Source organism: Mesotoga sp. Brook.08.105.5.1 (assembly GCF_002752635.1).
In the GTDB taxonomy this organism is placed as follows: Bacteria; Thermotogota; Thermotogae; order Petrotogales; family Kosmotogaceae; genus Mesotoga.
This window is the reverse complement of sequence record NZ_AYTW01000009.1, coordinates 1-26155: the sequence shown is the minus strand read 5'-3', so window position 1 is coordinate 26155 and position 26155 is coordinate 1. Positions and strand designations below refer to the sequence as shown.

Genomic DNA, 26155 nt, shown 5'->3' with positions numbered 1-26155 from the left:
CGTTCTTGGATCAACCTTCTTCTCACTTGTCTGGATAGCATAGTATCCGTCTAGCCTGCTGGATTTCTCTATCGCATCTTTATCCAGAACCCACCTGGCATTGTCTGCGTTTATCTGTTTGAGATATTTCTTTCCTCCACGCTTGTTCGCGGCATCGATCTTCGATGGTTGTGCTAAGAGCTTTGTTGCTTTGTCCAGCATCCTCCGAAAAGAGCTTTCTCTAATGGTCTTACCCATCACCCATAACTCACAACGTACCACCCATGAGCCCGACGCTGCGCGTACAGGGTATTGGTTGGTAAAAAAGTGTTGACCGTTCGTGTTCAGCTCTAGATACGGAGTTTAAGTTCTCCCTTCCCATCATACCAAACACGCTTAATACGTCATTCTGAGCTTGACTCAGAATCTGCTTTCTCAACAGTAAGGAACGAGATTGCTTAATTTCGCTTTTCTGTCCTTTGAAACACTCTCACAGACTTTTATCTTCGATTTCTCGTTTAGAGTGAAAAATGGAGTCTGACTCTATTTAACTAAAGGGCTCCGCTTAACCTTTCTTTTCTATCCTTAGGAATATCCTCACAGAATTATCTTCGATTTCTCGTTTAGTGTGAAAAATGGAGTCTGACCCTATTTAGGCCCATTTAGAATGCTTCTTATACAGTTCACACTGATCCGTCTGCAGAATTAGGAGTCTTACCCATTCGTTTAGTAATTCAAGCAGGACTAGTTTCTGATCATTCCCTTGCAGTATTTTATGACTTTTTTCTCTCCAGTTTCTTTCCAGCAGGGTTCCTTGTGAGATAGAGATGAGAGCTGACTGCTTGTAAGGTGACCATATCTTTTCACAACCGTCTCGATGATTTCCTCTTCTTCGGCGAGCAAATGATCGGTCTTTGCCGTTCCTTTGATCATCACAGAGGCTTTCTTGCCTTCTTCGACCACTCCGGCTTCTTTAAGATAAGAGACAACATCTTCATACTTTACGGGCGTAGGCCCATAGAGATTGGCAATATACCTGAGACCGGTAATGGATATCCCCCTTCTCTCGAATGATAGTGTATCGGAGTAGAACATAAGCTTGAACAATTTCATGTGATCCAGAGGTCCTATCTCGGAAAGGAAACGCCCCACGACTGCACTCAATGTTTTTCCTGAAAAGACCTTGAAGCCATTGAGGCACGATTCGGTATTTCCGTGAGCTTCAATAATCATACTCTCTCTAAGAGAAAGCCGGGATTCATTTCCAATGCTGGTCTTGCCGACTATTCTGTCTCGATCGTCCGGCGAGATCCTTCCCTGGACCGCAGCAGAATTGACAAAAGAGATGAAGTCCTCTCCGCCTGGAATTATGTGATTGGTGTAAGATCCGAGAAGCCTGTCTGAAAGAGCTCTCGAACCGTCTTCAAGCTTAGAAACCAGGGACTTCGTCCTTCCCAGCAGTAGCGCTATCTCTTCTTGAGTGAGGTTCAGATTCTCTCTGGCTTTCCTGAGATCTGCCGGCGACGGGATGCAATTAGCCTTCTCATAATCTTCCCAGATCTTCTTCCAGGCTTCATCGAGAGATCGGGCATCTACATATGAACTTCCACATTCATCACAAGTATAGACATCGTAGGAAAGTCTGACTTGACTTCCCTTGAAACTCTCGATGCTCTCTTCCTTAGATAGGCGCATTTCCCTTCCACATTCGGGACATCTCATGAAATCAACTCCCGTACTCTGCAAGATGCAAAGATAGACAGATCAGCCTTTCCCTAAAGCTATAACTCAGCTTGAAATAGACTTTGTCTTTGTATTCATAGTCTTCTGGGGCCAGGAATTCATCATCGGTAATATCAAGCTCTCTGAGTATTGACTCAAGCGGTAAGTATTTCCAGACAACAATCGTAAATGTATCTCTTTGATTATCATCCTTGATCTCATCGGGGCAGATATCGCTCGCCACCTTCCACGTGGCCTCAAGCACATCATAATGCTCTCTTATTCCTGACTTGTAGAAAGCATTCATCAGATCTATGTTCTTCTTCGCATCACTGAGCAAGTAGATATTGCATTCCCGGTTTTCAATAATCTCTTGTATTCTGTTCCTAAGCACATTGAAGAACAGCTTATTCATCATCAGATCCATGCTCTTCTCCTAGATTATATATTGTTTATGTCAACTTTGTCAACAAAAAACACTTTTGTCACGGTTCCATCGCTCAAGCGGTCCGAAAAGAATACATCCAAACGTTCACTGAATTCCAGCACTATCTTAGTGACATAGTTCTTATTCCGCGTCTCGATCGGCAATTCAGTTTGCCCAGTTTCTCGACCTTGCTTTATCGTAGATGCTCAGCTTACAGAAGATGCGAGTCTTGACAGCCGATTTGAATGAAATGTAAAAAGGCGAGTCTGCTACGAAAAAGAGTTATGCCTAATCTTCCGCACTCTCGCTGTAGTCCTCTAATACATCGTCCGAAAGATGTGCAAGATGAGAAAGAGAAGCTATCTCTCTTACGCTTTCGTACGAAAGGTATGTGCAGGTTTCAAACAAAGGGCCACGTTCTAGCAACGAAAAAACAGGTCTTTGCAGTTCTTGAAAGACCTTGTCCTTTCTGGAGAATGGAGCTACTATGTGAAGCTTAATGTCCATATTCGGCTGAAGCGCCAGCAGATCGGCCATTCTGAGAATACCGGAGTAGATTGAAGTGGTATGCTCTACCTCGAAAGCCCTCTTGATAGATCTTCCTTTCAACCACAGAACATCTATCTGCTCTATAGTCTTTAGGGTAGTCTCATCGTAATTAAGTGGTAGCCTATCCAGAATAGCCAGGTTGCGGGTCTTACATTCAGAAAGTACTCTGCTTTGGTCGTTTCTGGGAATCCATATCTTCATTCCCATCTTAGCGCCAATATCTGCCAGTAAGGCTTGAATCTTAATTGACTCGCGCACATCGGCTTGCTCAGTTATCGTTTCTTTATCTTCAGAGTCCTCGTCCGTTGGGACTGATACAGGTATGTCTTTATTTTCAACTCTGACTCTAGGTAGTAGATACTTCTTGTAGGCTTCGACGTCGTATGCGAACAACCTCCCGGAGTGTTCCTGATTTGATAGGACTGCTTCCAAGAACTCACCGTCTTCGTCATCCAGTCTAACAAGACTACCCCTGACCTTCCCGGTCCAGGCATTCGAGTTCGGCGGAAGGTCTCTGGTGAAGGATAATCCCTTCCATATCTCAGGCTCGTGTATTGGCAAGGCTTTCTCAACTTCTAACCAGACCAGTGGCTTGACTTTGAACCTTACTATAAACGGGTCGTTTGCTTCATAGAAACGGGGAGAATCATCAATAAAAGGCTTGCTGGTCACTTCTAGTACACCAATCCAGCGAGAGAGTCTGGTCAGGTAACATATAAGTTTATCCCCGATATTAACTTTGTTTGCCAAATTTCTGTGCCGTATACGAAATCCGGAAATAGTTCTATCTGACTTTGAAAAAGCTTCATATGTTTCTGGCGAAAACAGATCAATATAATACGCCATTTCAACCATCACCTGCCAGCCTTTTTCAATTCTTCTAAACCACCAGTGCCTTATCCTGCTGTTTGGAATATGTCTCTGTGTTTTTTTATTGGAAGATCCGATTATTTGCAAAGCTGGCTACCTTTAACACTATAATAGTCGATGTTACAAAACAGACCAAATACGCCAAAAATTCATCATCGGTAATATCAAGTTCTCTGAGTATTGATTCGAGCGGTAAGGATCTCCAGACAACAATCGTAAATGTATCTCTTTGATTATCATCCTAGAAGCGTCTTTATCGGATCTTCAGAATCATCTAGAATGTCGTCTTCGAATGTCAGCAGGTCGTCTCTCAGTTGAAGCATCCCCTCGTCCTCCGAAGCAGCGAGGAGTTCAACAATCGCATCGAACGCCTTCTTCCTTTCGCTTGCATCGATCTCCTGGAGCATCTTCCATGCTCTGTCGAACACGATCACTGCAATCACCCCCGGTGCCTTATATCTCTGCACTAAGAGCAGTCATCTCTCCTTTGGCTTCAACTTGAACACGATCACTTTGCGGAGATTGCCTCTGGTGTCCCGGCCCTCTTCTACGAAATCATCGACATATTCCATCTCTCCAAGGTATTTGACGAAGCCTTTACTGACCTTCTGAAAGAGGTGGAGAGCTTTCCCTTTCTCTCTGTGGGTTTTGATCGCCTTGTTGCCTCTTAGAAGCTCCATATCGCCTTCCTGACCTTCGCCATAATAGAGGAAATATCCGTGCTCCCATCGATCGTTGTAACCGTACTCCTCTCCCGAAAAGCCTGTGAATATGAAAACCATGTCATGTTTGGCAGGATATGATATCCCGCTCTGTCTATTCCCTCCATACTCTTCATGAATCAGCGACCGCTTGTAGACTTCGCCTTTCTTGAACTGCAAGGCATCATCTCTCAGCCTGTTTCTGCTTTCAATTTGTCGATGATCTCCTTATAGTTTTCGCGGCAGTATGACCTTCCGCCCAGAAGCTCTGAATTTCTTCTCTAAAGCTCCTTTTGATTCTGATCGATCACTCTTCCGCAAGTACATCAGCGGTTAGGATTGGGACCGAGTTCTTCCTGAACTTCTTCCTTATACTTCTGATATCTTTTGAATTCCAGACCGTAGCTCTCGGCCAATCTCTTTGCCTCAATAGGCAGCAGACCATCGACCAGAATAACTCCGTGACTGGCTCCGTGCTTTGAGAGAGAAGCGGCGAGACTCTGCACTTCGGAGTTATGGATTTGATCATTGCCCTCTCTTATAGAGAAGACCGTCTTTTCTCCGAAGATCTCCGCGATAAGATCAACGGAGGAATAATCGCCCCGCGGCGTAAAATCACAGGACACTCCGTAGCTTTCGAGAAAGTCCTTAAGTTCGAGAACGAGAAGGTTTCTAAGAGTCTTTACATTTCGCTCGGGCTTCAAATAACGTCTGATCCTTAAGGATACGAGATTCACAGCGACGATCTGCGCAAATAGCAGACCAATAACCGCCTGATAAGGGATCACATAAGCAAGCGCAATGATTGCAGCAGATACCACCCACCAGTACTTCTTGAAGTAGTATAGAATCATAGACTTATCCTATTCATTCAAGTACCTCCGACACTCAGACAGTAGATCAGAGATGCTCTCAGTTGGATTTCTGAGATCAACGAAACGAATGTCAACCCTAACGTTGTCATCGGAGCTGTATCCGATGTCGGACCTGCCAATCTTGTCGGAATAGGGATAAACCAAGACGATCCTGTCGGCCGCATACTTCTTGCCATATGCGTACATCTGGTACATATCGGACTGGGAAATTCCGCTGTTTCGGTCAGTATCAGAGAGGAGTTTCCATTTGGTATCCATAACAACTGTACGCTCTCCAAATTCCAGTACGATATCTGGTCGAAGCGCAAAGGCCCGCCTCGGCTTATCAAACAGGCTGTAAGTCGCGTCCTGTGTCCGGATGTTGATGGCTCTACCTACATGTTTACGAAGCTTCGCAGCGACAAAACTCTCGAACACCTTTTCCATAGGAAAGAGAAGCGCAAGCGCAACTTCGTTACCGGCATACGCTGTGAAGCTATTTCCCAGCAAGAACACACGGCACCATGACAGGGCCTTGTCGTAGTGGTTCATGCTGCGATCGATCAAACACTTCGAAAAGTCCTCATAGTAGCTTTCAGAATAATCTACCCTATCAAAGAGAGTAAGCAATTGAGACGCATGTTGGCGGTTACGACCGTCATGTGTGGCTTTAAGAAGAAAGCGAAGCGTGGACTTGATCAGACGGTTCTCCGGTCTGTTCGCATTGAAATCATCATAGAGAACGTAGAATCGCTGTTTGTTGACCAGATTCTGCTTAATGTTCTGTGAGGTCAAGATCTTCCCTTTGTAGAACTTCTCGTTTGCTTCAACGGGCGTGTAAGCTGATTTGAGGCCCTGTTTCGCAAGTGCAGTCACCTCGTCCAGGAACATCTTTATAAAGATCTCGAAGAGATTCAGTCGATCCACGTGAAGATGAGACACGTTGAAATCCTTGAACGTGATGTCTCTTAACGTCTTAAGCATCTCAAGAAAGATTCGTTTTGTTGCATCTTCGCCGATCTCATCGCCAGCGATTTTTGGCAGGATCTCGATTACCGTCCCGTCTGTCATCGCTATCAGCCCAACGTAATTCCGAGCAGTTATGACCTTGCCAACACCCCTTCGAGCCGATAGCGAAAGAAGTTCGATCGCCTCAGTTTCCTTTTCAGAGACATTGGCGAGAATAAAGTTCTCCAGTGCTTCAAAGGTCTCCTTACGCAAGGCCTTATATCCATTTACCGCCTTCTCACAAGCAAACCCGCTGTATTCAGTTATAGTGTAAGTCATCTCACATTTGCCTATAGGCTTCAATCATCTCGAAGGCCTCTCTGTTCACCTCGTAATACTCCGGGAAATCTATTTCGGCACTACCAAACAGATCAATAGTGTCGCTCTTTTTCACGATGAAGCGGGTGCTATCATCTGTCTTTTTGTTGTCTCCCAGTACGAGCTGGATCTTCTCATAGTCATCGTAGAAATACTCCTGCAAGAGAGGAACTATGCTGTTTTCGAAAATCTCCGCAAGAGTCTCAATAGTCGCGCTTTTTCTAAGCGGGAGCAGATAGGAATGCCCGATCGTATGCTCACGATCGAGCAACACAGTGATGCGTTTGTTAATCGTATCGAGCATTTGTGCGATGTTGATGTTCTCCACACTTACGCCTTTTAGTATCGTTGAGTTGGGCTGCATTTCCACAAAGCTAAACCTGCGGCGCAATGCGGAGTCTATCAGCGCTATTGAACGATCTGCAGTGTTCATGGTTCCAATGATGTAGACATTATCAGGCACACCGAAATTCTGCCCGGAGTAGGGCAGTCTCGCGCGTAGCTGCTCGCTTGCGCCTATACGCTTCGACGATTCAATCAGCGTTATTAGTTCCCCGAAGATCTTAGAAATATTGCCGCGGTTAATCTCATCTATTATGAAGACTCGGTTTGGAACCTTAACTTCTTCTTTGAATAGATCTGACTTCAGCTTTCTGAGCATCTGCAATACATCCGAGACGGAAACAGACAGTTTGTACACAGTCGAAAGCGTCATGGCTCTTCCACCATTGAGGTCGACGATATCCTCGTTAATCCCTTTTACTAGCCACCTAACATTCCGCATCCTTTTATAATTAGGGTATTCGTTGTGCCATTCCGGCTCGCCGGTGACAACACCGATAGCATCGATCGTCTTGCTCGAATAGCAAGAAAGGACGATATCGCCAATCTGCATCTTGTTGTAAAAGGCGTTAAGAACATTGCTTCCGCCGTGCTCTCCAAAATCCGTAGCATCTGATATGTTCTCCCCGTATTCGTCCCATCCGATGCGAATGTGGTTATTCTCTATACACTCGGTCCGAGTGGGATTATCGCCTGCTGCTTCAAGAGAAACCTTCCATACTGTTGGGTTCTTCCCGATTCCCAAATCTGCGTCTGCCTTTTCCCCGACAGGGTTCCCGGCATTATCGCAGAATGCCTTGAAAATCCCATCATGAATCTCGTATTCAATTTCACTACTGGTATCAGCTTTCTCTTCCGGGGAGACAACGGGACGAATCCCCTCGATGAACTCCTCGTAGCTGAAAGACTGGTGGAAAGTTGTGAAAGCAATTATTCCATCGTCTTTGTATTTTAGATAGCGACTGAACACTTCTCCGTAATCCTCAGCCTTTACTTTAGCAATAGATTTTTCCTCAACAATAGCAACGGCGTACTGAATAGCGCTGTAGGTTTTCCCCGTTCCAGGGGGCCCGTAAAGTATAATGTTCTTTGCAGTTATTGAGTTCTTGAGTATTGGTGGCCTGGGCGGTTTAGGACCGATTCCAGTCCATGCTCTATGTGAAATTTCTGGGAACGATGGCCTAGGCGACTCTTTAGTAAGTTCATTCTTCAGCGAATCAAGAATTCTTACATATTCATCGCCACTGCAACGATCTTTTGGCACGCTAATCTCATAGTGCTTAGCTATGTACTTACAGGAGTTCCCGTCAAGCGGCATAAAGACTCTGGGTCTAATCCAGAATAACCCTATTGTAATTTTCGCCACTCCGTTCATCCTAACTGCGACAGCCTTTTCGAATGCTTCTTTGAATTCGTTAGAAAAGGTATTTGTATCGGCCGATTTCAAAGCGTGAGCAAAAAGGTTCCACATTTCATCATCACCAACAAAGAACGACCGTCTGTTATCAAGAACAGGTATTCCCGCAAATTGTGTTGGCGCCGGGATTTTCACTCCGAACTCGTCGCCAAGGACTTTCGCCAGAAGGGTTCTGTTTGCGTCTGTTATTCGACGATTCATTACTCCCATAACTGAGAAAGGATCGATCCGATATTGTCGAGGCCCCCACCAATCTTCTCGCTCGAAATGAAGGTATTCCATCAGTGGCTGCTCCGATGAAAGCTTCTTAATCACGTTGAATAGTTCGCCCGGCTTATCCCTGAAGTCGAGCAGTTTGTCAGCAAGCGCCTCGTAAAATGGAACCCATTGGAATCCACTATCCAAGAGTATCAACTCCTTGCATGGCCATTTGCGTACTTTCTGGTTTCTCCCGTGACCCATCCGTCAATCAGCAACTGAAAAACTGGCCACCGAAGAGAATAGTCGAGAACACCTAGTTCGTATTTAGTCTACCAATTCTCAGATCTCAGAATCAATCTTGAAAACAATAGCTGTTATCTGAAATGATGAAAAGCTTATTTGATCTCTAGGACTAATTTCTCTTCATCGGGCTTCTTGTGCGCAAACAAAAAACTGCTCATCAAGAAGGTTTTCTTTGCAGTTATTTTCGAACCCTAGACCTATATACGGATGCAATCCATCTTCCAGTGATGCCAAAAAGGAGTCGCTGTGTTTTTGCCGCGTGGATTTTTTGGAGTAGACAAAATAGCACTAATACTCCTTAGGCCGCTGTAACTCCAAAGTGCTCCTCGACTATCTCATTTAGCTGCTTTGCAATTTCCGCAAACTCGCGATTCAGATCTAAAGTGCGCACACTGATTCTGTTGCCGCTCATAAGATAACTGTTATCCGGCTGAATTTCCTCTTCGGTCTTTGCGTACAGGAGCAATCCGGAGACCACATGAGGTTTTTCGCCGAACTCCGCATCTTTATTCTTCACGTAGGTGAAAATCTGATATAAATTGCTTGAGTGAAGTGTGTGCTTGTCATATTGAGCCTGTGTCGTCTGGGCGTAGTATTTAGCGTCAATTATTAAGACAGTTTCCTTTTTTTGTATGGTTATATCACTTTGCATGACCGGCAACATCGTTCCTACACCATTGTCCAAAGCCCAAGGAATCTGCGATGCGCTTACTGTAAACGATGGGAACTTCCTATAGTAATACTCCAAGATGAACTTCTCGTACAGCCGGGACATTCTTTGCACATCAACAAAGGAAGCCAGCTTGTAGCCTCCTTTTTCTGTTGTAATGAGCATGCCTTCAATAATCAACTGACAGATGCTTACAAGCATTCGGTAAGTCTGGTTATTGCGTTGGAAGCGAATCGATGACCACTTTATTGAAGATGGTTCAAGCGTATCAACGTTGGAGAAGAAGAGCATCTTCTTTTTCAAATCGTCTTTGTATTCCGGCTTTACATCTGCATGTCGAAGCAGGATCATGACCGTTGTTTTTAGTATCTGATTGAGCTGGTTGTTTTCAGACAGCTCGTCATACTCACAAGTCAGGACCCGTTTACGCTCGAGTCTGTTTCTTATCGTCCCGGGCATGTTTATTTTGCCGCGCATAACGGAAATATCTTCTTGACGATTCAGATATTCTCGGTACAACCCCTGTTTCAGTTGGTGACCAATTCCCTTTGCAAGAACCGCTGCAAATAGATTATGCAGATCCTCGAACTTTTCTTTGGCAACATCCTCATAATTCGATTGAGTTAGCGCCTGAAAAGCATAGGACAACATGTAGTAGATGTTCTTTATGAGAATGCTTTTGTCTTTCACTGAAACACTCCATTCAAGACATTCTCCCAGCGTTGCAGTTTTGTATTGTCATCGAACCAATACTCGCTGAGCATAGGCAATATTTCATACTCAACGATTGCCTTCATCCATTCTTCAGTGCATTTTTCAGCTCCGCAGAAGTAGCTGTGGCCAATGCAAAATCCCTTGCCCAAAGATTTGTCGTTTTCTATTTCCTTGTTCAGATCCTTAATCTTGGAAATAAGATCATTGAATGTCTCATTTGCAAGACCCATTTGATACCTTCCGAAACCTTCTGATTCAAAACCCGGTTCCATATTAAAAAAACTGAAACGGCGGCGGAGGGCGTAGTCAATCATTGCAAGGCTTCTATCGGCAGTATTCATCGTTCCAATTATATGCAGTCTTTCAGGCACAGAGAAGCTCAACCCGTTATACGCAAGTGTAGCCTTGGTTCCCCTGTAATCACGTTCTATCAACATTAGTAGCTCACCGAAAATCTTACTCATGTTGCCACGGTTAATCTCATCAATGATGAAAAAATAGTCCTTATCCGGCTGGTTGGCCGCTTTCTGGCAGAAACGATAGAACACACCGTACTTCAATTCGAAGCCGTTCTCAACAGGTTTATAGCCCATGATGAAGTCCTCGTAGGAATAATTCTGATGGAACTGAACAAACTCGATTCGATCTTCATCTTTCTCGCCCATGACGGAATAAGCAAGTCGCTTCGCAACGAAAGTCTTGCCAACACCCGGAGCTCCCTGCAAGATAATATTCTTCTTGTTTTTCATGACTGAGAGTAGGCGTTCATACTTTTCCTCAGCCATAAAGACTTCGTTCAAGAAGTCCTCTTTTGAATATTCTTCAACAGTAGTATCGACAGCAGCCCGCAACGGATTCTCCTCGCGAATCAAGTCAAGAATAAAATCAAATTCGCCCTTAGTAAGTTTGAACAGACTGCCATTAGGATTTACAAAGACCTCCATATGTTCCAGTTCAGGACAACCTCTTAACGTCTGATAATCTATAGGCGAGGTAAATCCCTCAACCTTCTCAAAGTAGATTCTTTCACCATCTTGCTCGGCACTTACTTTACCTAAAGCAACGATTTTCTTTACCGGGCTAGCCTCATAACCGATTATCATATCTCCGGCCTTTGCATCTAGGAAATTCTGAAAAATCCGGCGCCTGTTGCCGTTTTCGTTGTAAAGCGTATAGGATTGGACTTCACCAACTGCAAGATTAGAAAAACTCCAAATTCTCGGATTGGCATTCAACCACCAATACCCGCGCTCCCCACCTGGTCCAGTAGAGGCATATAGTTGTACTTTCGAGAGATCAATTCTATCGAGTGCTTCGGCCAACTCATCACGCAGCTTCCATATAAAAGAGCCGTCCTCATCATCACTCGCATTCTTACCGACATACAAGATCGGCCACCAGCGGAAATTTTCGCTGTCACTATCCATTACCGGACATCCTGTCTTTTTCGCTATCCTCTTCGCCAAAGAAGATGATCCTGCATTGTAGAAGTTTTTCGTTTCGCCGTATTTGATGGAAAGTTGGGTGCACGTAGCCTGCCCACCGTAGTCTTTCATGCGCTTCATAATTTCGAGACTGCTAGGATAGAATACCTCACTGTCTTGAAGGAGTCTTACCCAATCATCAACGGATAACCCTGGTGAATAATCTCTGGGACGCCACTCTTCAGCAGGCATTTCACTATAAGAGCGGCTAATATAAAAACCAACATCAATAGTGAGAGTGCGAAGTTCGGGATCTGGATAGCAGCTCTCTGTAAGCTGCGACTTCAGCAATTCAATGAGTTCTTCATCCTGCCGCAATTCAGCGCAAATTTCGTTATACAGCTTGAGAAAGTTTCTGATATTGTCAGCATACGCGCCTCTTTTGAAGCTATAGTTGCTTTTAAGCTTGCTCACAATCGTTTCTATCTCACTGAATTTATATATGTAATACTTATCCGGGTAACGAAGCCATAAATAAGTACTGATTGCGTTTTCGTTTTGGAAGTGCTGTATAGCACCATTTCCGTACTTTTCAAGTAAAGCTGCAGATTTCATCTTGAAGCCTTCAACTCGTTCATAGACCTCTTTGCCTTCATCAAAGAGATCTATAAACATACCACGCACTTCTTCCGGCGCTGCCTTGGCAAAGTTCTGTATCATTGCTCCCGGGAAATTATTCGCAGACGCCAGCAGATTATTTGTCTTTGAGAGAGAAAGAGTGAGCATTTCTGCAAAATCGGATGTGTTGACATCCCAATTATCTTGAAACCACTTTACTGCTTCCCACTTATACTTTTCTTTCGGCCACTGCTTCCGGACAAAATCCTTCTTATACTCTACTAAGACAGCTTTCAAAAGAGACTTGTCAAACATCAATTCACTCCTTCACACTCAAGCATTTTGGAGACTTCTGGAACTTTCATCATCTACCCGCAAAGCTCCCGTTTTTTTGCTTCATTATTATTCAGAAGTAGTGAGAAGAAAGCCTGTTTTTGCGGGAGGCTTTCAAAGATGAAATCATCATTCTCACTAATAACAGATATTGCACAGCAAGAAACAGTCTCGACATTAATATAACACTTGTTACATTGTAGGCAAAGAGTGGCCGCAATGGGAAAGAGTCAAACTGCTGCCTTGTTTTCTTCAAAGTGATGGTGATTTTGCCTGACAAGATATTTGCAAAGATTGGGCAGACCTAGGGTATTTGCTCTCGAAGCGCCGGATGCTCCTGTCTCCTAAGAAAGGGAATCCCGGGGAGAATCATTTCCATGAGAACCCTAAGGGGTAATCTAGAGTGGAAAAAAGGGAATATCCCATGGGGCCTAAAAGTCAGGGGGCGTTTCCCATCGTTATTCTAGTAAAGCAGTGGCAAAAAGCCCCACCCGATATTTTTCGCGTCTCGCCTTCGAGGCGTCCCCACAAGAACAATCCTCTCGCAATCTCCTTCTATTAATTTCAGCGCTTCTCTTCTCTCAATTTTCCAGCCTCACACGCATTACGGCTACTTCAGGATCCAGGATAACTACAGGGACTTTTCTGAGAGACTATACATAGCGTGCTCGAGATGTTGACTATAGGCTCCAACGGGATCGTAGTCGCCCCGGTCACGATGTCTACAATGTCTTCTAGTGACTGCAAGTCATAGCGTGATTTCTTCTGTGCTTAAGACTCTTCAGGTTTTGTCTACTGCTCTCCAAAAGGCAACGTTCAAGTCCCACTTAGCTACAATATAAGAGAATCTGTCAGTTTCTCGCAGATTTTTTTAATTCATGGCGTTGCCTCCTAGCCTGTTTCTGCTTTCGTTTTCTCAACGATCTCCTTGTAGTGTTCGCAGCAGTGAAAAATGGAGTCTGACGCGTTTATTTATGTAAGTCCGCAGGCAGCATGGTTTTCAATTGTGCGGACAGTGTCCCCACAATTTGAGGATAAAGCCGGTAAAAACGCAGGTAACGATAGAGCTGGCGGCGATTGCAATTACTCACATAGCAGTGAAAAATGGAGTCTGACCCTATTTATTTTATTTAGCTACAATATAAGAGAATCTGTCAGTTTTTCGCAGATTTTTTTAATTCCAAGGCGTTGCCTCCTAGCCTGTTTCTGCTTTCGATTTTTCAACGATCTCCTTGTAGTGTTCGCAGCAGTGAAAAATGGAGTCTGACGCGTTTATTTATGTAAGTCCGCAGGCAGCGTGGTTTTCAATTGTGCGGACAGTGTCCCCACAATTTGAGGATAAAGCCGGTAAAAACGCAGGTAACGATAGAGCTGGCGGCGATTGCAATTACTCACATAGCAGTGAAAAATGGAGTCTGACCCTATTTATTTTTATTCTACAGCGAACGTCTCGACAATGCTCTTTCTCGCTTGATGTTATCCAAGGACGGGTCCATGATCCGGGACGAGTCACGAAGGAGGGTTCTCCACAGAGAACAGCGGGTTCTTGTTCTTAAGCGAATAGCGGCTCTCAGGGCGAGATCCCGTGCAGACCCATCATGGGATGACGGAGTGGGGATATTACGGGATGACACTGAACAGAGGCCCCAAACAGGCGCATATTGGAGCAAGCTTTTCAGGGCAGGCTTACTGGTGATGAAGTAAGGAGTCTGTACGAGTGACATGGGATGATAGCCTTCTCTTGCATCACGTCATTCTGAGATGATCCTGCTCAGAATCTCGCTCTTCTCGTGAGTGAGCTAACTCTCGATAATGCTCTTTCTCAACGATTGATCTTATCTTATCGGTCTTCCCGAAGGACGGTGGACCGTCGACGTACAACGTTGTTTTCATGTGAACCATGTTGGCATATTCTCTTTGAATGGGGGTGTCCCCGTAGGCGTAGAGGAGAAAGGCTGTGCATAATTTCTCTTTTCTGTCCTTAGAAACACTCTCACAGACTTTTACCTTCGATTTCTCATTCAGTGTGAAAAATGGAGTCTGACCCTATTTATTACATGACCCTATTTATTACATGGTTGCGCTCATCGAGCTTGTATCTTTCCGATGGTTTCATTTCAACACTTCCCAATAGCCTTTTTTTGTTGCCCCTACATGGCGTATGCGATTCTGTTCTTTGAGCTTTCTCAGATGATATTTTATACCATCCTCGCTCAATGCCAGTTCTTGTGCCAGTTGACGACGGGTAATAGATGGTTTCTCCCTTAGCAAGAGAACGATTTTTTCTTGGGTAGTTTCTTGGGTAGTTTCTTGGGTAGCACTACCCTTGCTACTTACTTTTCCCCGCATTGTATCCAGATAATTATCGGAAAATGGGAATTCCACCCAGAGATCATGTCCTTCCAGTTGAATACTGGGAGGCGGCGAATCCGAACTACGGCAAGCTGAGAATATTCGTTCAATCCCCCGACCCCAGGATTCAATTTCCCCGGAGCGGAAAAAAGCGTTTGCCACATCCGGATTATAGGGATGGGATGCATGTGCGCCCAATAATGTTTTCAAACTCCACCCTTCAGGCAGTACTGCAGGATTCCAGATTTTCAGTTTGTTCTCATAGACCCGAATCTGTATTGGCGCAGGCACTGAATAATCCCTATGAACCAGCGCATTAAGTACGGCCTCGCGCAACGCCTCGTAAGGTACTGGGAACCGCTCGATTCTCTGAAGACCTTCATAGATGATGGCGGCTTTCATGTATTTGGTTCGAAGTAGATCAATTACTGTATGTGCCTGTGAAAAAAGAGAGCCGTGAATTTCATCATGATAGGCAAGTTCAGACTCTGAAACAAAAAAGCCAATTTTGATAAAAGCCCCGGTGATAAACCGATCAGGATCTTCATGGAAGAGCAGTACAGCCGATCGTTTCAGGTATGAGCCTTCAGTTAATTTAAGCTTTTCAAGCAGCTCCGGATCTGCTGCCGATAAATCCGCATCACTTAAGCGTCCGCTGACGGTAGCCAGCTCACGAAATTTTTTGAGGCTCACCAAAGACAAATCATTTATTGCAACCCCTGGCAGGGGTACAGAATCCCATGTGCGTCCCTGTTTCTGCAGCAGAAAACGATCCAGCGCGGCGCCTTTGATTTCCTGCAGGGTACTGCCGCTACGAATGTAGTAATGACCCCGATAGCTAATCGGGTTGGTGTAGGCAGGCACATTAACTTCCAGCAATTCTGCTCCTTCTTCAGCAAGCAGGTTTACTTCGACAATTATTCCCAAAAGATCACGGATTTTATTGGGTAATTCCTCCATCAGCTTTGCACTTTCAGCAACACCGACTGCCTCACCTCGATCATTTTTGCCGATGATCAGAGTGCCTCCATGAGAATTGGCAAAACCACAGACCCAGCGCAGATAATCATCACGCCAGGATTCTTTAAATTCAACAGCTTGGTTTTCCTTGCTCATGTATTGATCTCCTTGTTTTGATGGTTTTTCATTATATCTCAACTTATGCACTCGATTTTAGCAAAAAAAAAAGGAATCCCTATTTGTCCTGATAACGCAGGCCATAAAAGCTGCGTCGCAACTAATTTCCTGAATTATCGATGCAGCTCAAAACGTACCTCTCCACTTCTGCAAAGTACTGTCTGATCCATTGACTGAATTGATGCACTGAAACCCCAGTTTCTAGAAGCAGTTGTAATACTTTGAACACAAACTACACTCACCCAGCGTCATTGCATAGAAGGCTATCCTAATATAGAAGCTACAGAACGAAACGTGATTTCCTATGGCTGTAATTTGATTATCAGTTTCAGTGAGATACTTTCTAGATTTTTCAATTAGGTCATTCTGAATGGAACTTCCGCTTTTATGATCGATTGTAGCTAATACCTCATCAACAAGATACAGCTTGGCCTCTACAGATAAGAGAACTGCGTCGTTATCGTCAAGTTCTTGTATTAGGTCTTCCATATGATCAACGACTTTCGTCAAATATCCGGGCCATTCAGCCTGATTCATCTCTTTCTGAAAGAATCGTGCAGCAAACAATCTGTTGTTCTCCCATTGCCATCTCTCATAGACGAAAGGTTCACCGAGACTTAGAACTTTCCGATCGATAGAATCAATAGAGTCGCGAAAAAACGAGCACAGCTCACCGTATATTTGTCTGAAAGGCTCAATGAGATTTGAATCTGCTAATCGGGTAAGTATGTAGAATAGTTCTTTGTTCAACTCGAATAGTTTTTCAAATGGCAACATACTAATTTCTTCCCATTTCTGCCTAACTGCATACAAAAGTGTCAATAGTTGAGTCAAGTTATCATGAACGTCTGGCATAGTTACCGTTAACGAATTGATTGTCAGCATTGGCGTGATTGGGCTCAGATCGTACACAGCTTTTAGTGTTGAAACAAGCATAATCAGTTGACTCTTTTTCGGAAGACTTGGAATAACATCTATTAGGATCGCCGCAATTGAATCAAGAATCAGGCTTCTGTTTCCTATTTGTCTTCCATAGACCATTTGGTAGCTGAAGAATCTTGCTTTGTCATAAATGCCTCCGTTTGAGAATTCAGTTTTGAATTTCTCAAACGTCCATGAAGCTTTCTCAAGTTCCCCGTTTCTGACATAAAGGTCTATGAGGTTTTGAAACGCAATGCTCTTGCTCCTTTTCTTAACCTTATCCCCAGCTGAAAAAAGCGCTTTCTCATAGTACCTCATGGCTTCGAGATCATTCCCTCTCATATACTTCAACCTTCCCAAGTTATTGATAACTACGGTGCCTGCCTTGTCTTCGTTTTCTTTTAATGCCTCGCTCAGCAGATCAGACGCTTCTTCTAGGTTTCCTTTGCTTTCAGCCAGCAGAGAAGAAGAAATAAGGAATGATGTCTTGAGTTCTGGGTAATGAGAGATATCCATTTTTCAAAGAATCAACTCGGCTCCCTTGATATTTCCAGCTAAGCAGAACAGCTGTGCTTTGATAATGTTGAGCCTCGTCCTTTCCGAATCGAAAAGAGAAAAGCTTTCGATTCTCTTATAGACTCTATAGGCACCGTGTAGATCATCATTGTCCAGCAAATAGCTTGCAAGAATATGGAGATACTCGATTTTGAAAGGTACAGATAAGCCAAAAAAGATCTTTTTGTCAGGAAAGTTTTGACCCTCGTTAAAATCCAGAGCTTCATACTTCCGCTTAGTCCATCTCAGCAGACAATTCTCTGGGAAGATCATGTATTCTCTAAATAATAGGCCAATGAATGCAATAACAGCTGCGGAAGAATAACCAAGAACTGTGAAAATGAGATTCTTCTTGAAGAAAACCACTGTTTCCAGACAAATAAGCACGGAGAATAAGATTCTCAAGAGGACTCTCCAGTTGACCAGCCACCGAAATTTCTCATTAGTTACTCCAGTCACAATCGCAAATACGATCAGGAAAAGTGAGAGCAATGAGATTCTCAACATATCTCCAGAAACCAGTGCCTCAATGTAATCATTTACCTGATTCACGCCCTTAACTCCTTCACAGTGATTTACCGCTCTTGCTTCATCTCATAACACACTGTATTATTGCTTCACAGTACAGTTGATAACTCCCTAAGTGCCTATTCCTGCTGCTATGGCCATTGCTGAGTACTAACCATCTCATGTTCTATTTTTAATCTCCCATTGGCGCTTACTCAAAAAACTCTCAACCCCTAGTATGAGAATGCCCTTTCTCAAATGTAAACCGCAATTGGTAGAACTACGACAAGTGGTGCGTCAATTTCATCTTTCAGGCCAGGAATTTTAAACCCATTCTTTGCTAACTCCTCAAAGGATCGCAGAAATCCTTGAATCATTTGCTCGTCAAGGATGCCCAAAATCGTAGAAGACTCTAGTGTACTAATATGACCTTCATCAATCTTCTTCACTACTTTCCCGAGTAGTTTGTAGTTACCTTTCGGAATAATCTCTCTTGACCCATCTTGCAGATGATTTTTGGACAGTTGGGATAATGCTTTGTGGTCTTGCATATCCACAAGGTTTATTAGATAGAACCTTGATTCTGATTTGTCTATGTCGCCGATTAGTGAATTCATAATATCCTTCATTACCTTGAACCCAAGTTGATTGTCACCTATATTTGGTGTAAACACCGGTTCGAAAATCTTCAGTACTTCCAATAGTCTCTCTATAGAAGAGGAAATCGGATTTGGTGAGAAATTTCCGATGATCTCCACAAAGCTACCTTCTGTAAGAGCATTCCAGTCCTCAATAGTTTCGATTCTTCTAATATCTGACTTTTAATTAGCTTCGTTCTCACTTTGTTGAACAGTGAGCCAGGCGTTTGAACTCTTTCAGACTGGCTTTCGGAACTCAAAGCCTTGCTTTTTGACAAGCCTCCGCTGGCAGAGATATCTACAAATGGCAATACTTTAGATAGCGAAATCCCGACACTGCCTTCCCTTTCAGAAAGCTCTCCACTTGTGATCTTGATTTTTTCACTGAGAGATAATCCATTATCAAGAGTTGCAAGGATGTCAAGCATGATTTCTGCATCAAGATAGACTGGAACGACAATGTCCGTTGGTTCCAAAATCCCTGAGGCATCTTCAGATGCCTTTCTCTTTCTGAACATAAATTACCTCCTGAGCTAATTAGTGATCCTGTTTTTCACTGGTTGCATCACTCACAGTCTCCTTTTTTGACTTCAAGTATCTGTCAAACAGGAAGTCAAGGAGCGTGCTGGCAAAGTCTTGGTCGTCGTTTATCTTCTTGTAGAATTTGATATTCGAGTCGATCATGTCCTGGATTATGTCGTTGGCGATGTTGTCAAATGTAAGTCTGGCACTGGAAGGGGGATTTACCTGCACGCTGTTTCTGAGCGCTTCGTTCTTCTCCAGTCTTTCTTGAAGCTGACTGAGGAACACTTTGTCTTCTTCGGTGAATTCGGTGCCGAATCTTTCGTTCAAATCTTCTATGATCTTGGATAGAAGTTCTTGTTCGTTAACAAATGTCCCTGTTTCAGCACTACCATTTGTAGGCTTCAACTCACCTGGGCCTCTCTCCAATTGAATTTTCCCCTTTGAGGACTTCTGGATTCGCAGAGATTCCATATCTATATCCTCAAGCACTTCCAAGGGGAGCTGCCCTCTGGGAATTGGAAGTCTTCTTAGAAGGAATCTCGCAAAGTGATACAGCTTCTCCAGTCCCGGATCGGAGAAAGTGATAATTCTGGAAAGGAAAGAGTATAGATGAACGAATCGAGTAAGTGTCTTACGAAAGTCAAGCTTGACATCTTCCTCAACCTCTTCAAAACTCGATATTACAGGCTTGAGGCAATTATAATAATCAGAGTGTTTTGGCTTCTCAGAAAAATAGACTTCTGCAAATCTGTCCACGTCATCTTGACTGTATAGCTGAAATTGCTCCAAAACTGTCTCCAGATCGTACAAAGTGTCGGGATCGGTTCCTTCAGTGAGCAATGTCTTTTCATAGTATGGCTGGAAAGACTTTTCGATTTCTTCGGCTTCATTCACGAAATCAAGAATCATAGTATCTTTCTTGTCAGGGTGAATTCTGTTTAGCCGGCTTAGTGTTTGAACCGCATGTACCCCGTTAAGTCTCTTATCGACATACATTGTATGCAGAAGCGGTTGGTCAAAGCCTGTCAGAAACTTATTTGCAACTATCAGAAATCGGAATTTGTCGGTGTTGAACTCCCCAGCCGTTTGTGATTCAGAGAAGCCGTTCATTTTCGCTTCGGTGTATTCCATACCACCGTCACGAACAGTCCCTGAAAATGCGACGAGAGCCTTTATCGTGTCGTAGCCCTTCTCCTTCACGTATCTATCGAATGCCTGACGATATCTTACAGCGTGGAGCCTTGAGCTCGTCACGATCATTGCCTTAGCTCGACCTTTGATTCTGTCCATAGTGAATTGCCTGAAGTGCTCAATGATTATCTCAATCTTCTTCGAGATCGTGTATTCGCTTTCTCTGACGAACTTCTGGAGAAGGTAAGAGGCTTTGGCCTTTTCGAACTGCGGATCCTCTTCGATCTTCTTGAGCAGTCTGAAATAGGTCTTGAAGGTCGTGTAATTCTCGAGAACATCCATTATAAAGCCTTCCTCTATCGCCTGTCTCATGGAATATAGACTGAAAGGTTCGAATTTGCCGTCGGCTCTTTTGACCCCGAACGTCTCAAGGGTTTTGTTCTTTGGAGTTGCCGTGAATGCGAAGTAGCTTACATTCGGCAGTCTTCCTCTCTTCTTCATCTCATCCGTTATCTTGTCTTCGAGATCTTCTGATTCAGCTCCGTCCTTGATCTCGGCTTCTTCAAGTGTCTCCACCGAGAGAACCTCGTTCATGTCCCTGACAGTCTCGCCGCTCTGAGAGGAATGAGCTTCGTCTATTATTACTGCGAATCTATCACTCTTCAGTTCCCCTATCTGATCCACAATGACAGGGAACTTCTGAAGGGTCGTGACAATTATGTCTCTTCCGTTTTCGAGCGCCTCTCGTAACTGACGAGAAGTCTTGTCAATGTTCTCAAGCTTTCCCTTCACATCTTCGAACTGCCCTATAGTGTTCTGAAGCTGTCTATCTAAGACTCTTCTGTCGGTTACCACTATCACAGAATCAAAGAGCCTTCTATCATCAACGTGTAAATTGGAAAGATGGTAGGCTAGCCAGGCTATCGTGAAGCTTTTCCCGCTGCCTGCGCTGTGTTGCACTAGGTAACTGTTCCCAGTTCCGCTAGCTTTCGAATCCTCTATTAAGCGGTGAACTGCGTCCAGCTGATGGTATCTGGGGAAGATCATTGCCTTCTTTCCGGTTGGCCTTCCATCTTCATCTAGAATATCTATTACCTGAATGAAGTTCTGTATGAGGTCGAGTATCCCGTCTCTCGACCAGACCTCTTCCCAGAGATAAGAAGTGGCATATTTGTTGTAGCCAGAAGGGGGATTTCCAGCACCGGTGCCATCACCCCTGTTGAAAGGGAGAAAACGTGTCGCGTCCTTCTTCAACTCAGTCGTCATGTAAACCAGTTCGGGATCAACGGCAAAATGGGCGAGGCACCTGCCAAATGTGAACAGCGGTTCGACGGGGTCGCGATCTTTTTTGTACTGGCGCATAGCATCTTCAACAGTCTGACCGGTAAGATGGTTCTTCAACTCGGCAGTGAACACCGGAAGGCCGTTGACAAAAACCACCATATCCAGACTGTTTTCATTTTTCATGCTGTATTTCAGCTGTCTCACTACCGAGAAGATGTTAGCTCTGTACAGCTCTTGAAGGGTCTCGTTCATGCCGGTTACTGGCTTGTAAAAAGCGAGTTTGAAGTGCGAGCCGAGAGACTTAATCCCTTTTCGAAGGACATGGAGTGTTCCATAATCGTCCACGGCTTTCTTTACTCGTTGGAGAAGGCTATCCTTGGCCTTATTACCAGCCGCTTTCTGGTATTTCTCCCATTCTTTTGGCTGGGTGGCATAAATGAACTGGAGAAGATCGGAGGGGATAAGGCAGAGTTCCTTCTCATATTCATCCGGTCTCCGGCTTGAGAAACCGCCGCTGACGAAAGCCGTCTGCTTTGCCTTCTGACCGTATAGCGATTCGACAGGAGCTTCCTTCAGCAAAGAGTTTTCAATAGCCTCTTCGAAGCTCTTCTCGTCGTAAGTCTTGCTCACTACGGTACCTCCTCCCGAACGTCTATCTTGCCCGTAACGGCCGCTGTGATAAGAGCGGAGCGATATTCCTTCAGAAGCTCTATGCTTTTTTCGATCTTTGAGATGAAGGAGTCGATTTTGTAATTTCTCTCAGTAACATAAGCGACGACCCTCTCTTGCTCCTCTATGGGCGGCAAAACAACTATTAGGTCCCGTAGTTTCTCCCTAGAAAGTTCGATTTGATTTGTCGAACCAGCGACCAGTTCATTTAGAATCTTGCCTTGATAAAGCGGTGTTTCGACTAGGAGCCTTAAAAAAGAAGGGATCAATAACTTGCGGTCGCAACGTACTATTGTCACATGGCTATCAGCAATGCACATTCTATCAAGATTGAAAAGCAAAGCACGCCCAAGGGTGCCCGTCCCAGTGGAGTTGAGTAGCAAATCGCCTTTCTTGAGCAACCCTTTTCTCAGCTCAGAGATATCGGTTTCCTCATGGTACTTGAGATCATCTTCGCTTATCCCCTCCCAGTAGATGCATGCTTGATTGATTACCGCAATCGAACTCTTCTCTGCATAGTTTGGACTAATTCCCCTTCCAACGTGATTTACCGCCCTCTTCAGTTTTGCTACACCCCACCCTTCCGGTATCTCCCCGATCCATTCGACTCCCGAGTCTTTCATGGGAGCGTTGGGATCGAGACCTTTAGTCACGGCTCGCGCAATTATCGCCGCCCGCTTTTCCTTCAGGAGTTTTATCAGACGCTGCTTCTTAGTGATTAGGGAATCTACTCTCTTTAGCGTTTCATCCAGAAAGCCCACTATTTGACTTTGTTCTTCAGGTTTAGGTAAGGCTACAGGATAGTTGTTGATGAAGTCAACTGTTATCCTCTTCTGACCAGCAGCTCCGTGCATTATTTTGCTTCCAGTTTCTCTAAAAGCTTTGGAAATCGAAACATAAAAAAGGTACCTAGAGTCAGACCGTTCATTTGGCCTTAGTACAAACAATTCGGTTGTACCAAATCCTATACCGTTTACAAGATCTGTGGCTATTGCTCCTTTATAGTTTTCAAAGCAAGGAGTTATCTTCGCTACGATCAGATCACCTTCTGCGAAATACGTATAACCTTGCTTAACATCCAAGAGTTTCTTCGCTTCTGCTCCGGAAATCCCCCCGTATTCTCCAATAGATTCCATTGGAACAAAACTCACTTCCAGATCATCTGGAAGATGATTCTTTTCAGTCTTTGAAGGATTCATCCTTGCAAGTTCTTTCAGTCTATATACTCTCCAGTTGGTCGGTATCTCACCGATCCATTCAACTCCCGAGTCTTTGTAACGAGGGTATCTCTTCCAGCGTTTCGGAGCGATTCTCTTGAAATCCTTCGTGATCTCCTCGCTCATTCGATCACATCCTTAAGAAGATCGAGAATCTCTCTTTCCACTTCGTTTAGGTCGGCCTGTATCTCTTCAAGGGATCTGGGAGGTTTGTACTCGTAGAAGTATCTGTTGAAGTTTATTTCATAGCCCACTTTGCCTGTCTTGCCGTCTTTAGGGTCTTTTATCTTCTTGTTTATCCAGGCGTCGGGCACGAAGGGTTTTACCTCTCTTTCGAAGTATTTATGTATGTCTTCTCCAAGTGGGACTGTCTCTGTATCTCTAAGCTCGGAGTCCGGTTCGGGTTTGCCCTTTGAATCGAGACAAATGTCAGCCATTTCGTCTCTCTCTGAGAGTGCGTCAAGTATCGCTTTTTTTAGTTGGGCGTTGAGCTTCACAGTCGAGCTCTCAAATGCTTTGTCAAGATCGGTTTCAAATTCGGCCTTGTTTCTATAAAGACGTTGAGGAAGTGTTCTCAGGACTTTCTTTATTTCTTTTTGCTGTTCCTTTCCTTGAGTCTCTTCGAGAGAGATTTGTTCGACACTTTTCTTCTTTTTGCTCTTGGCAAGGTTAACAAAGGCCGTCTGATCATCCAGTCTTGAAATGCGCTCATCATTTGCAATGAAGTTAAGTCTCAGAGGTCTTTCAATCGTTATCTTCCTGAAGCCGAAGTATTCGTTATGGAAGATCTTCGACTGCTCCTCGTTCTTGAAGTCGTTATACAGCTCGGTTATCTTGCGTATATGTTCTTCCGTGAGCTCTCTACGTTTGTTGCCGAGGCTTTTTCTCATGGGAGACCAGAGAGAGGTAGCGTCTATTAGCTGCACTTTCCCTTTTCGCCTCTCTTCTTTCTTGTTGGTGATCAGCCATATGTATGTAGCTATTCCTGTGTTATAGAAGAGCTGTTCTGGCATCGCGATGATCGCTTCAAGCCAGTCATTCTCTATTATCCAGCGCCTTATTTCGCTCTCTCCGCTTCCGGCATCACCAGTGAAAAGAGGAGATCCGTTCATGATTATTGCTATGCGGCTTCCACCTTCTTCAATGGGGCGCATCTTTGAGATCATGTGCTGAAGGAAGAGGAGTTGCCCGTCGCTTTTTCGCGGAAGTCCGGCCGAGAATCGACCGGCGGTTCCTCTTGAGGCTTCGTATCTTACGGTCTTTTCGTCCTGACTCCAGTCTTTGCCATAAGGCGGATTGGCAAGTATTATGTCGAATCTGTCGTTCGGGAACTTGTCTTTGGATAGTGTCGATTCATCTCTTATATTTTCGGCATCTCTCCCATCAACACTCTTTATTAGCATATCTGACTTACAGAGGGCATAGGTTTCAGGGTTGACCTCCTGACCGTAGAGATAGACCTCCGTTTCCGCATTTATTTCCATGATTCTTTCCTTGGCGATCGAGAGCATTCCACCGGATCCACAGCAAGGGTCGTATATCGTTCTCACAATGTGATTTTTCTCGCGGATCTCCTTGTCGTTGTTCACCGAGAGATTGACCATAACTTTAATGACTTCTCTAGGGGTGAAATGTTCCCCGGGGTTTTCGTTGAGCGCTTCGTTGAATCTGCGGATGAGGTCCTCAAATACATAGCCCATTGTAAGATTGTCAACTTTGTCGGGATGAAGATCTAGATGGCTGTCGTTGAATCTTTGCATAACAAGATACAAGAGACCAGATTGATCGAGCTTTTCAATAGTTCTGAAGAAGTCGAATTTCTCCATTATTTCCCTAACATTTGGACTGAAGGAGTTTATGTAGGCAGTCAGATTATCTCTCAGATTTTGAGCGTCATCCAGAAGGGTTCTAAATGTGTAGCGAGATGTATTATAAAAAGCATAGCCCGAAGCCTTTCTCAGCTGGGGATCTCGATTTTCTATACCCTTTTCGCTTAGCTTTTTTGCCGTCTCGAGAACATCTTTCTTTGTGCCTTCAAGAACAGAATCCAAGCGCTTTAGCGTGGTGAATGGAAGAATGACATCCTGATACTTCCCTCGCTTGAAGACATCTCTTATTAGGTCAGCTATACTCCAGATGAAGTTGGATATTTCGTTGAAGTTGGTCATGTTATCCTCCGTTGATTCATTGTGATGGATCGGTACCAATGTATTGTTCTCTATACCCTAACGGTTCGCTTTCTGCGTCTGTTTTATCCGAAACTTTTCTCTGAAATACTTCAGAGAAATGGATTACTTATCTTCGCTTTACAATTTCTCAATCTGCCTCTTGAATCACTATCTGAATACCTGAACCTTAGAAAACTGCTCTCGCTTCCTGTGCTCGTTCTTCGCATGTGTGTTGTTTACAGTATATGTCTATTCGGCTGCTCCTTGCGACGTGTGTAATGGACGTAACTGCCAGAAGTAGAGCTCAGAGTTGCGAAGTTGATCAGATTGCGTCTGTTGACTATTATATTCATTGTTACAAAGAAAACCAAATGCAATGGTTTACGTATCAAAAAAACCCCGGTCATTTCCGGGGTTTCTCATGGCTTTTGTGTGTGTTCTTAAGATTTCAGAACAGTCTTAGTCAATTTCGCAACAAAGGCTGTTCTTTCATTTCCGATCTAACGACAGCTACTTCACCAACACCTTCATCGCAGTCTTCCACAGCCCTTTGTTCAGGAACATGACGACTAGGTCTATCAAGACGTCCAGGATGAAGTCG

At 44.2% G+C, this 26155-nt stretch carries 18 protein-coding genes and 3 pseudogenes; all 21 read right to left on the bottom strand.

Features of this window, described 5'->3' with window-relative positions; all coding sequences use genetic code 11:
- A pseudogene (locus V512_RS04700) lies at positions 1-237 on the bottom strand (hypothetical protein); the annotation flags it as partial.
- Between the two features lie 486 nt (positions 238-723).
- Complete coding sequence (locus V512_RS04695) at positions 724-1701, bottom strand: type II TA system antitoxin MqsA family protein (RefSeq protein WP_099829306.1); 978 nt, start codon at positions 1699-1701, stop codon at positions 724-726.
- A gap of 4 nt (positions 1702-1705) precedes the next feature.
- Entirely contained in the window at positions 1706-2128 is a 423-nt protein-coding gene (locus tag V512_RS04690; protein ID WP_099829305.1) for a hypothetical protein, read from the bottom strand.
- Positions 2129-2416: 288 nt separating this feature from the next.
- Positions 2417-3523, bottom strand: coding sequence for a hypothetical protein (locus tag V512_RS04685; RefSeq protein WP_133117319.1), 1107 nt, complete (start codon positions 3521-3523; stop codon positions 2417-2419).
- Between the two features lie 260 nt (positions 3524-3783).
- Positions 3784-3981, bottom strand: a complete 198-nt coding sequence (locus V512_RS04680) for a hypothetical protein (RefSeq protein ID WP_099829303.1) — start codon at positions 3979-3981, stop codon at positions 3784-3786.
- A gap of 42 nt (positions 3982-4023) precedes the next feature.
- Positions 4024-4428, bottom strand: coding sequence for an HNH endonuclease (locus tag V512_RS04675; protein ID WP_099829302.1), 405 nt, complete (start codon positions 4426-4428; stop codon positions 4024-4026).
- Between the two features lie 146 nt (positions 4429-4574).
- Positions 4575-5102, bottom strand: coding sequence for a restriction endonuclease (locus V512_RS04670; protein WP_099829301.1), 528 nt, complete (start codon positions 5100-5102; stop codon positions 4575-4577).
- A 9-nt stretch (positions 5103-5111) separates the two neighbouring features.
- A complete protein-coding gene (locus V512_RS04665; protein WP_165775343.1) occupies positions 5112-6323 on the bottom strand; it encodes an McrC family protein in 1212 nt (403 codons plus the stop codon).
- Between the two features lie 67 nt (positions 6324-6390).
- On the bottom strand, positions 6391-8592 hold the full coding sequence (locus V512_RS15275) for an AAA family ATPase (protein ID WP_099829299.1): 2202 nt from the start codon (positions 8590-8592) through the stop codon (positions 6391-6393).
- A gap of 397 nt (positions 8593-8989) precedes the next feature.
- Positions 8990-10051 (bottom strand): 5-methylcytosine-specific restriction endonuclease system specificity protein McrC, encoded by a 1062-nt coding sequence (mcrC, locus tag V512_RS04655; protein WP_207759735.1) that lies wholly within the window; start codon positions 10049-10051, stop codon positions 8990-8992.
- Positions 10048-12432: an AAA family ATPase gene (locus V512_RS04650; RefSeq protein ID WP_099829298.1), complete on the bottom strand. Its 2385-nt coding sequence runs from the start codon at positions 12430-12432 to the stop codon at positions 10048-10050. Before V512_RS04650 ends, mcrC begins: the two co-directional genes overlap by 4 nt.
- 1004 nt (positions 12433-13436) lie before the next feature.
- Positions 13437-13541, bottom strand: a pseudogene (locus V512_RS15350) (cytoplasmic protein); the annotation flags it as partial.
- 199 nt (positions 13542-13740) lie between these two features.
- A pseudogene (locus V512_RS15345) lies at positions 13741-13845 on the bottom strand (cytoplasmic protein); the annotation flags it as partial.
- Between the two features lie 717 nt (positions 13846-14562).
- Positions 14563-15918, bottom strand: coding sequence for an ATP-binding protein (locus V512_RS04630; RefSeq protein WP_099829296.1), 1356 nt, complete (start codon positions 15916-15918; stop codon positions 14563-14565).
- Positions 15919-16140: 222 nt separating this feature from the next.
- Positions 16141-17202 (bottom strand): hypothetical protein, encoded by a 1062-nt coding sequence (locus V512_RS04625; RefSeq protein WP_133117317.1) that lies wholly within the window; start codon positions 17200-17202, stop codon positions 16141-16143.
- Between the two features lie 177 nt (positions 17203-17379).
- Positions 17380-17967: a hypothetical protein gene (locus V512_RS04620; protein WP_099829294.1), complete on the bottom strand. Its 588-nt coding sequence runs from the start codon at positions 17965-17967 to the stop codon at positions 17380-17382.
- A gap of 209 nt (positions 17968-18176) precedes the next feature.
- Positions 18177-18680 carry a hypothetical protein gene (locus V512_RS04615; RefSeq protein WP_133117316.1) on the bottom strand — a complete coding sequence of 168 codons (504 nt, stop codon included), beginning with the start codon at positions 18678-18680 and terminating at the stop codon, positions 18177-18179.
- Positions 18632-19078, bottom strand: coding sequence for a hypothetical protein (locus V512_RS04610; RefSeq protein WP_099829292.1), 447 nt, complete (start codon positions 19076-19078; stop codon positions 18632-18634). The genes V512_RS04615 and V512_RS04610 overlap by 49 nt, the downstream gene beginning before the upstream one ends.
- 19 nt (positions 19079-19097) lie before the next feature.
- A complete protein-coding gene (locus V512_RS04605; RefSeq protein ID WP_099829291.1) occupies positions 19098-22130 on the bottom strand; it encodes a type I restriction endonuclease in 3033 nt (1010 codons plus the stop codon).
- A complete protein-coding gene (locus tag V512_RS04600) occupies positions 22130-23512 on the bottom strand; it encodes a restriction endonuclease subunit S (protein ID WP_099829290.1) in 1383 nt (460 codons plus the stop codon). Before V512_RS04600 ends, V512_RS04605 begins: the two co-directional genes overlap by 1 nt.
- The gene (locus tag V512_RS04595) at positions 23509-25554 is read right to left on the bottom strand and encodes a class I SAM-dependent DNA methyltransferase (protein WP_099829289.1); all 2046 of its coding nucleotides are present in this window, start codon (positions 25552-25554) and stop codon (positions 23509-23511) included. The genes V512_RS04600 and V512_RS04595 overlap by 4 nt, the downstream gene beginning before the upstream one ends.
- Positions 25555-26155: the final 601 nt, after the last annotated feature.

Bases quoted from the DNA above. Each gene is read 5' to 3' on its own strand.
- V512_RS04685 (WP_133117319.1), bottom strand. From the start codon at position 3,523: ATGGCGTATTATATTGATCTGTTTTCGCCAGAAACATATGAAGCTTTT.
- V512_RS04650 (WP_099829298.1), bottom strand. From the start codon at position 12,432: ATGTTTGACAAGTCTCTTTTGAAAGCTGTCTTAGTAGAGTATAAGAAG.
- V512_RS04610 (WP_099829292.1), bottom strand. From the start codon at position 19,078: ATGTTCAGAAAGAGAAAGGCATCTGAAGATGCCTCAGGGATTTTGGAA.
- V512_RS04690 (WP_099829305.1), bottom strand. From the start codon at position 2,128: ATGGATCTGATGATGAATAAGCTGTTCTTCAATGTGCTTAGGAACAGA.
- V512_RS04670 (WP_099829301.1), bottom strand. From the start codon at position 5,102: ATGATTCTATACTACTTCAAGAAGTACTGGTGGGTGGTATCTGCTGCA.
- V512_RS04630 (WP_099829296.1), bottom strand. From the start codon at position 15,918: ATGAGCAAGGAAAACCAAGCTGTTGAATTTAAAGAATCCTGGCGTGAT.
- V512_RS04600 (WP_099829290.1), bottom strand. From the start codon at position 23,512: ATGAGCGAGGAGATCACGAAGGATTTCAAGAGAATCGCTCCGAAACGC.
- V512_RS04625 (WP_133117317.1), bottom strand. From the start codon at position 17,202: ATGAGAGGGAATGATCTCGAAGCCATGAGGTACTATGAGAAAGCGCTT.
- V512_RS04595 (WP_099829289.1), bottom strand. From the start codon at position 25,554: ATGACCAACTTCAACGAAATATCCAACTTCATCTGGAGTATAGCTGAC.
- V512_RS04695 (WP_099829306.1), bottom strand. From the start codon at position 1,701: ATGAGATGTCCCGAATGTGGAAGGGAAATGCGCCTATCTAAGGAAGAG.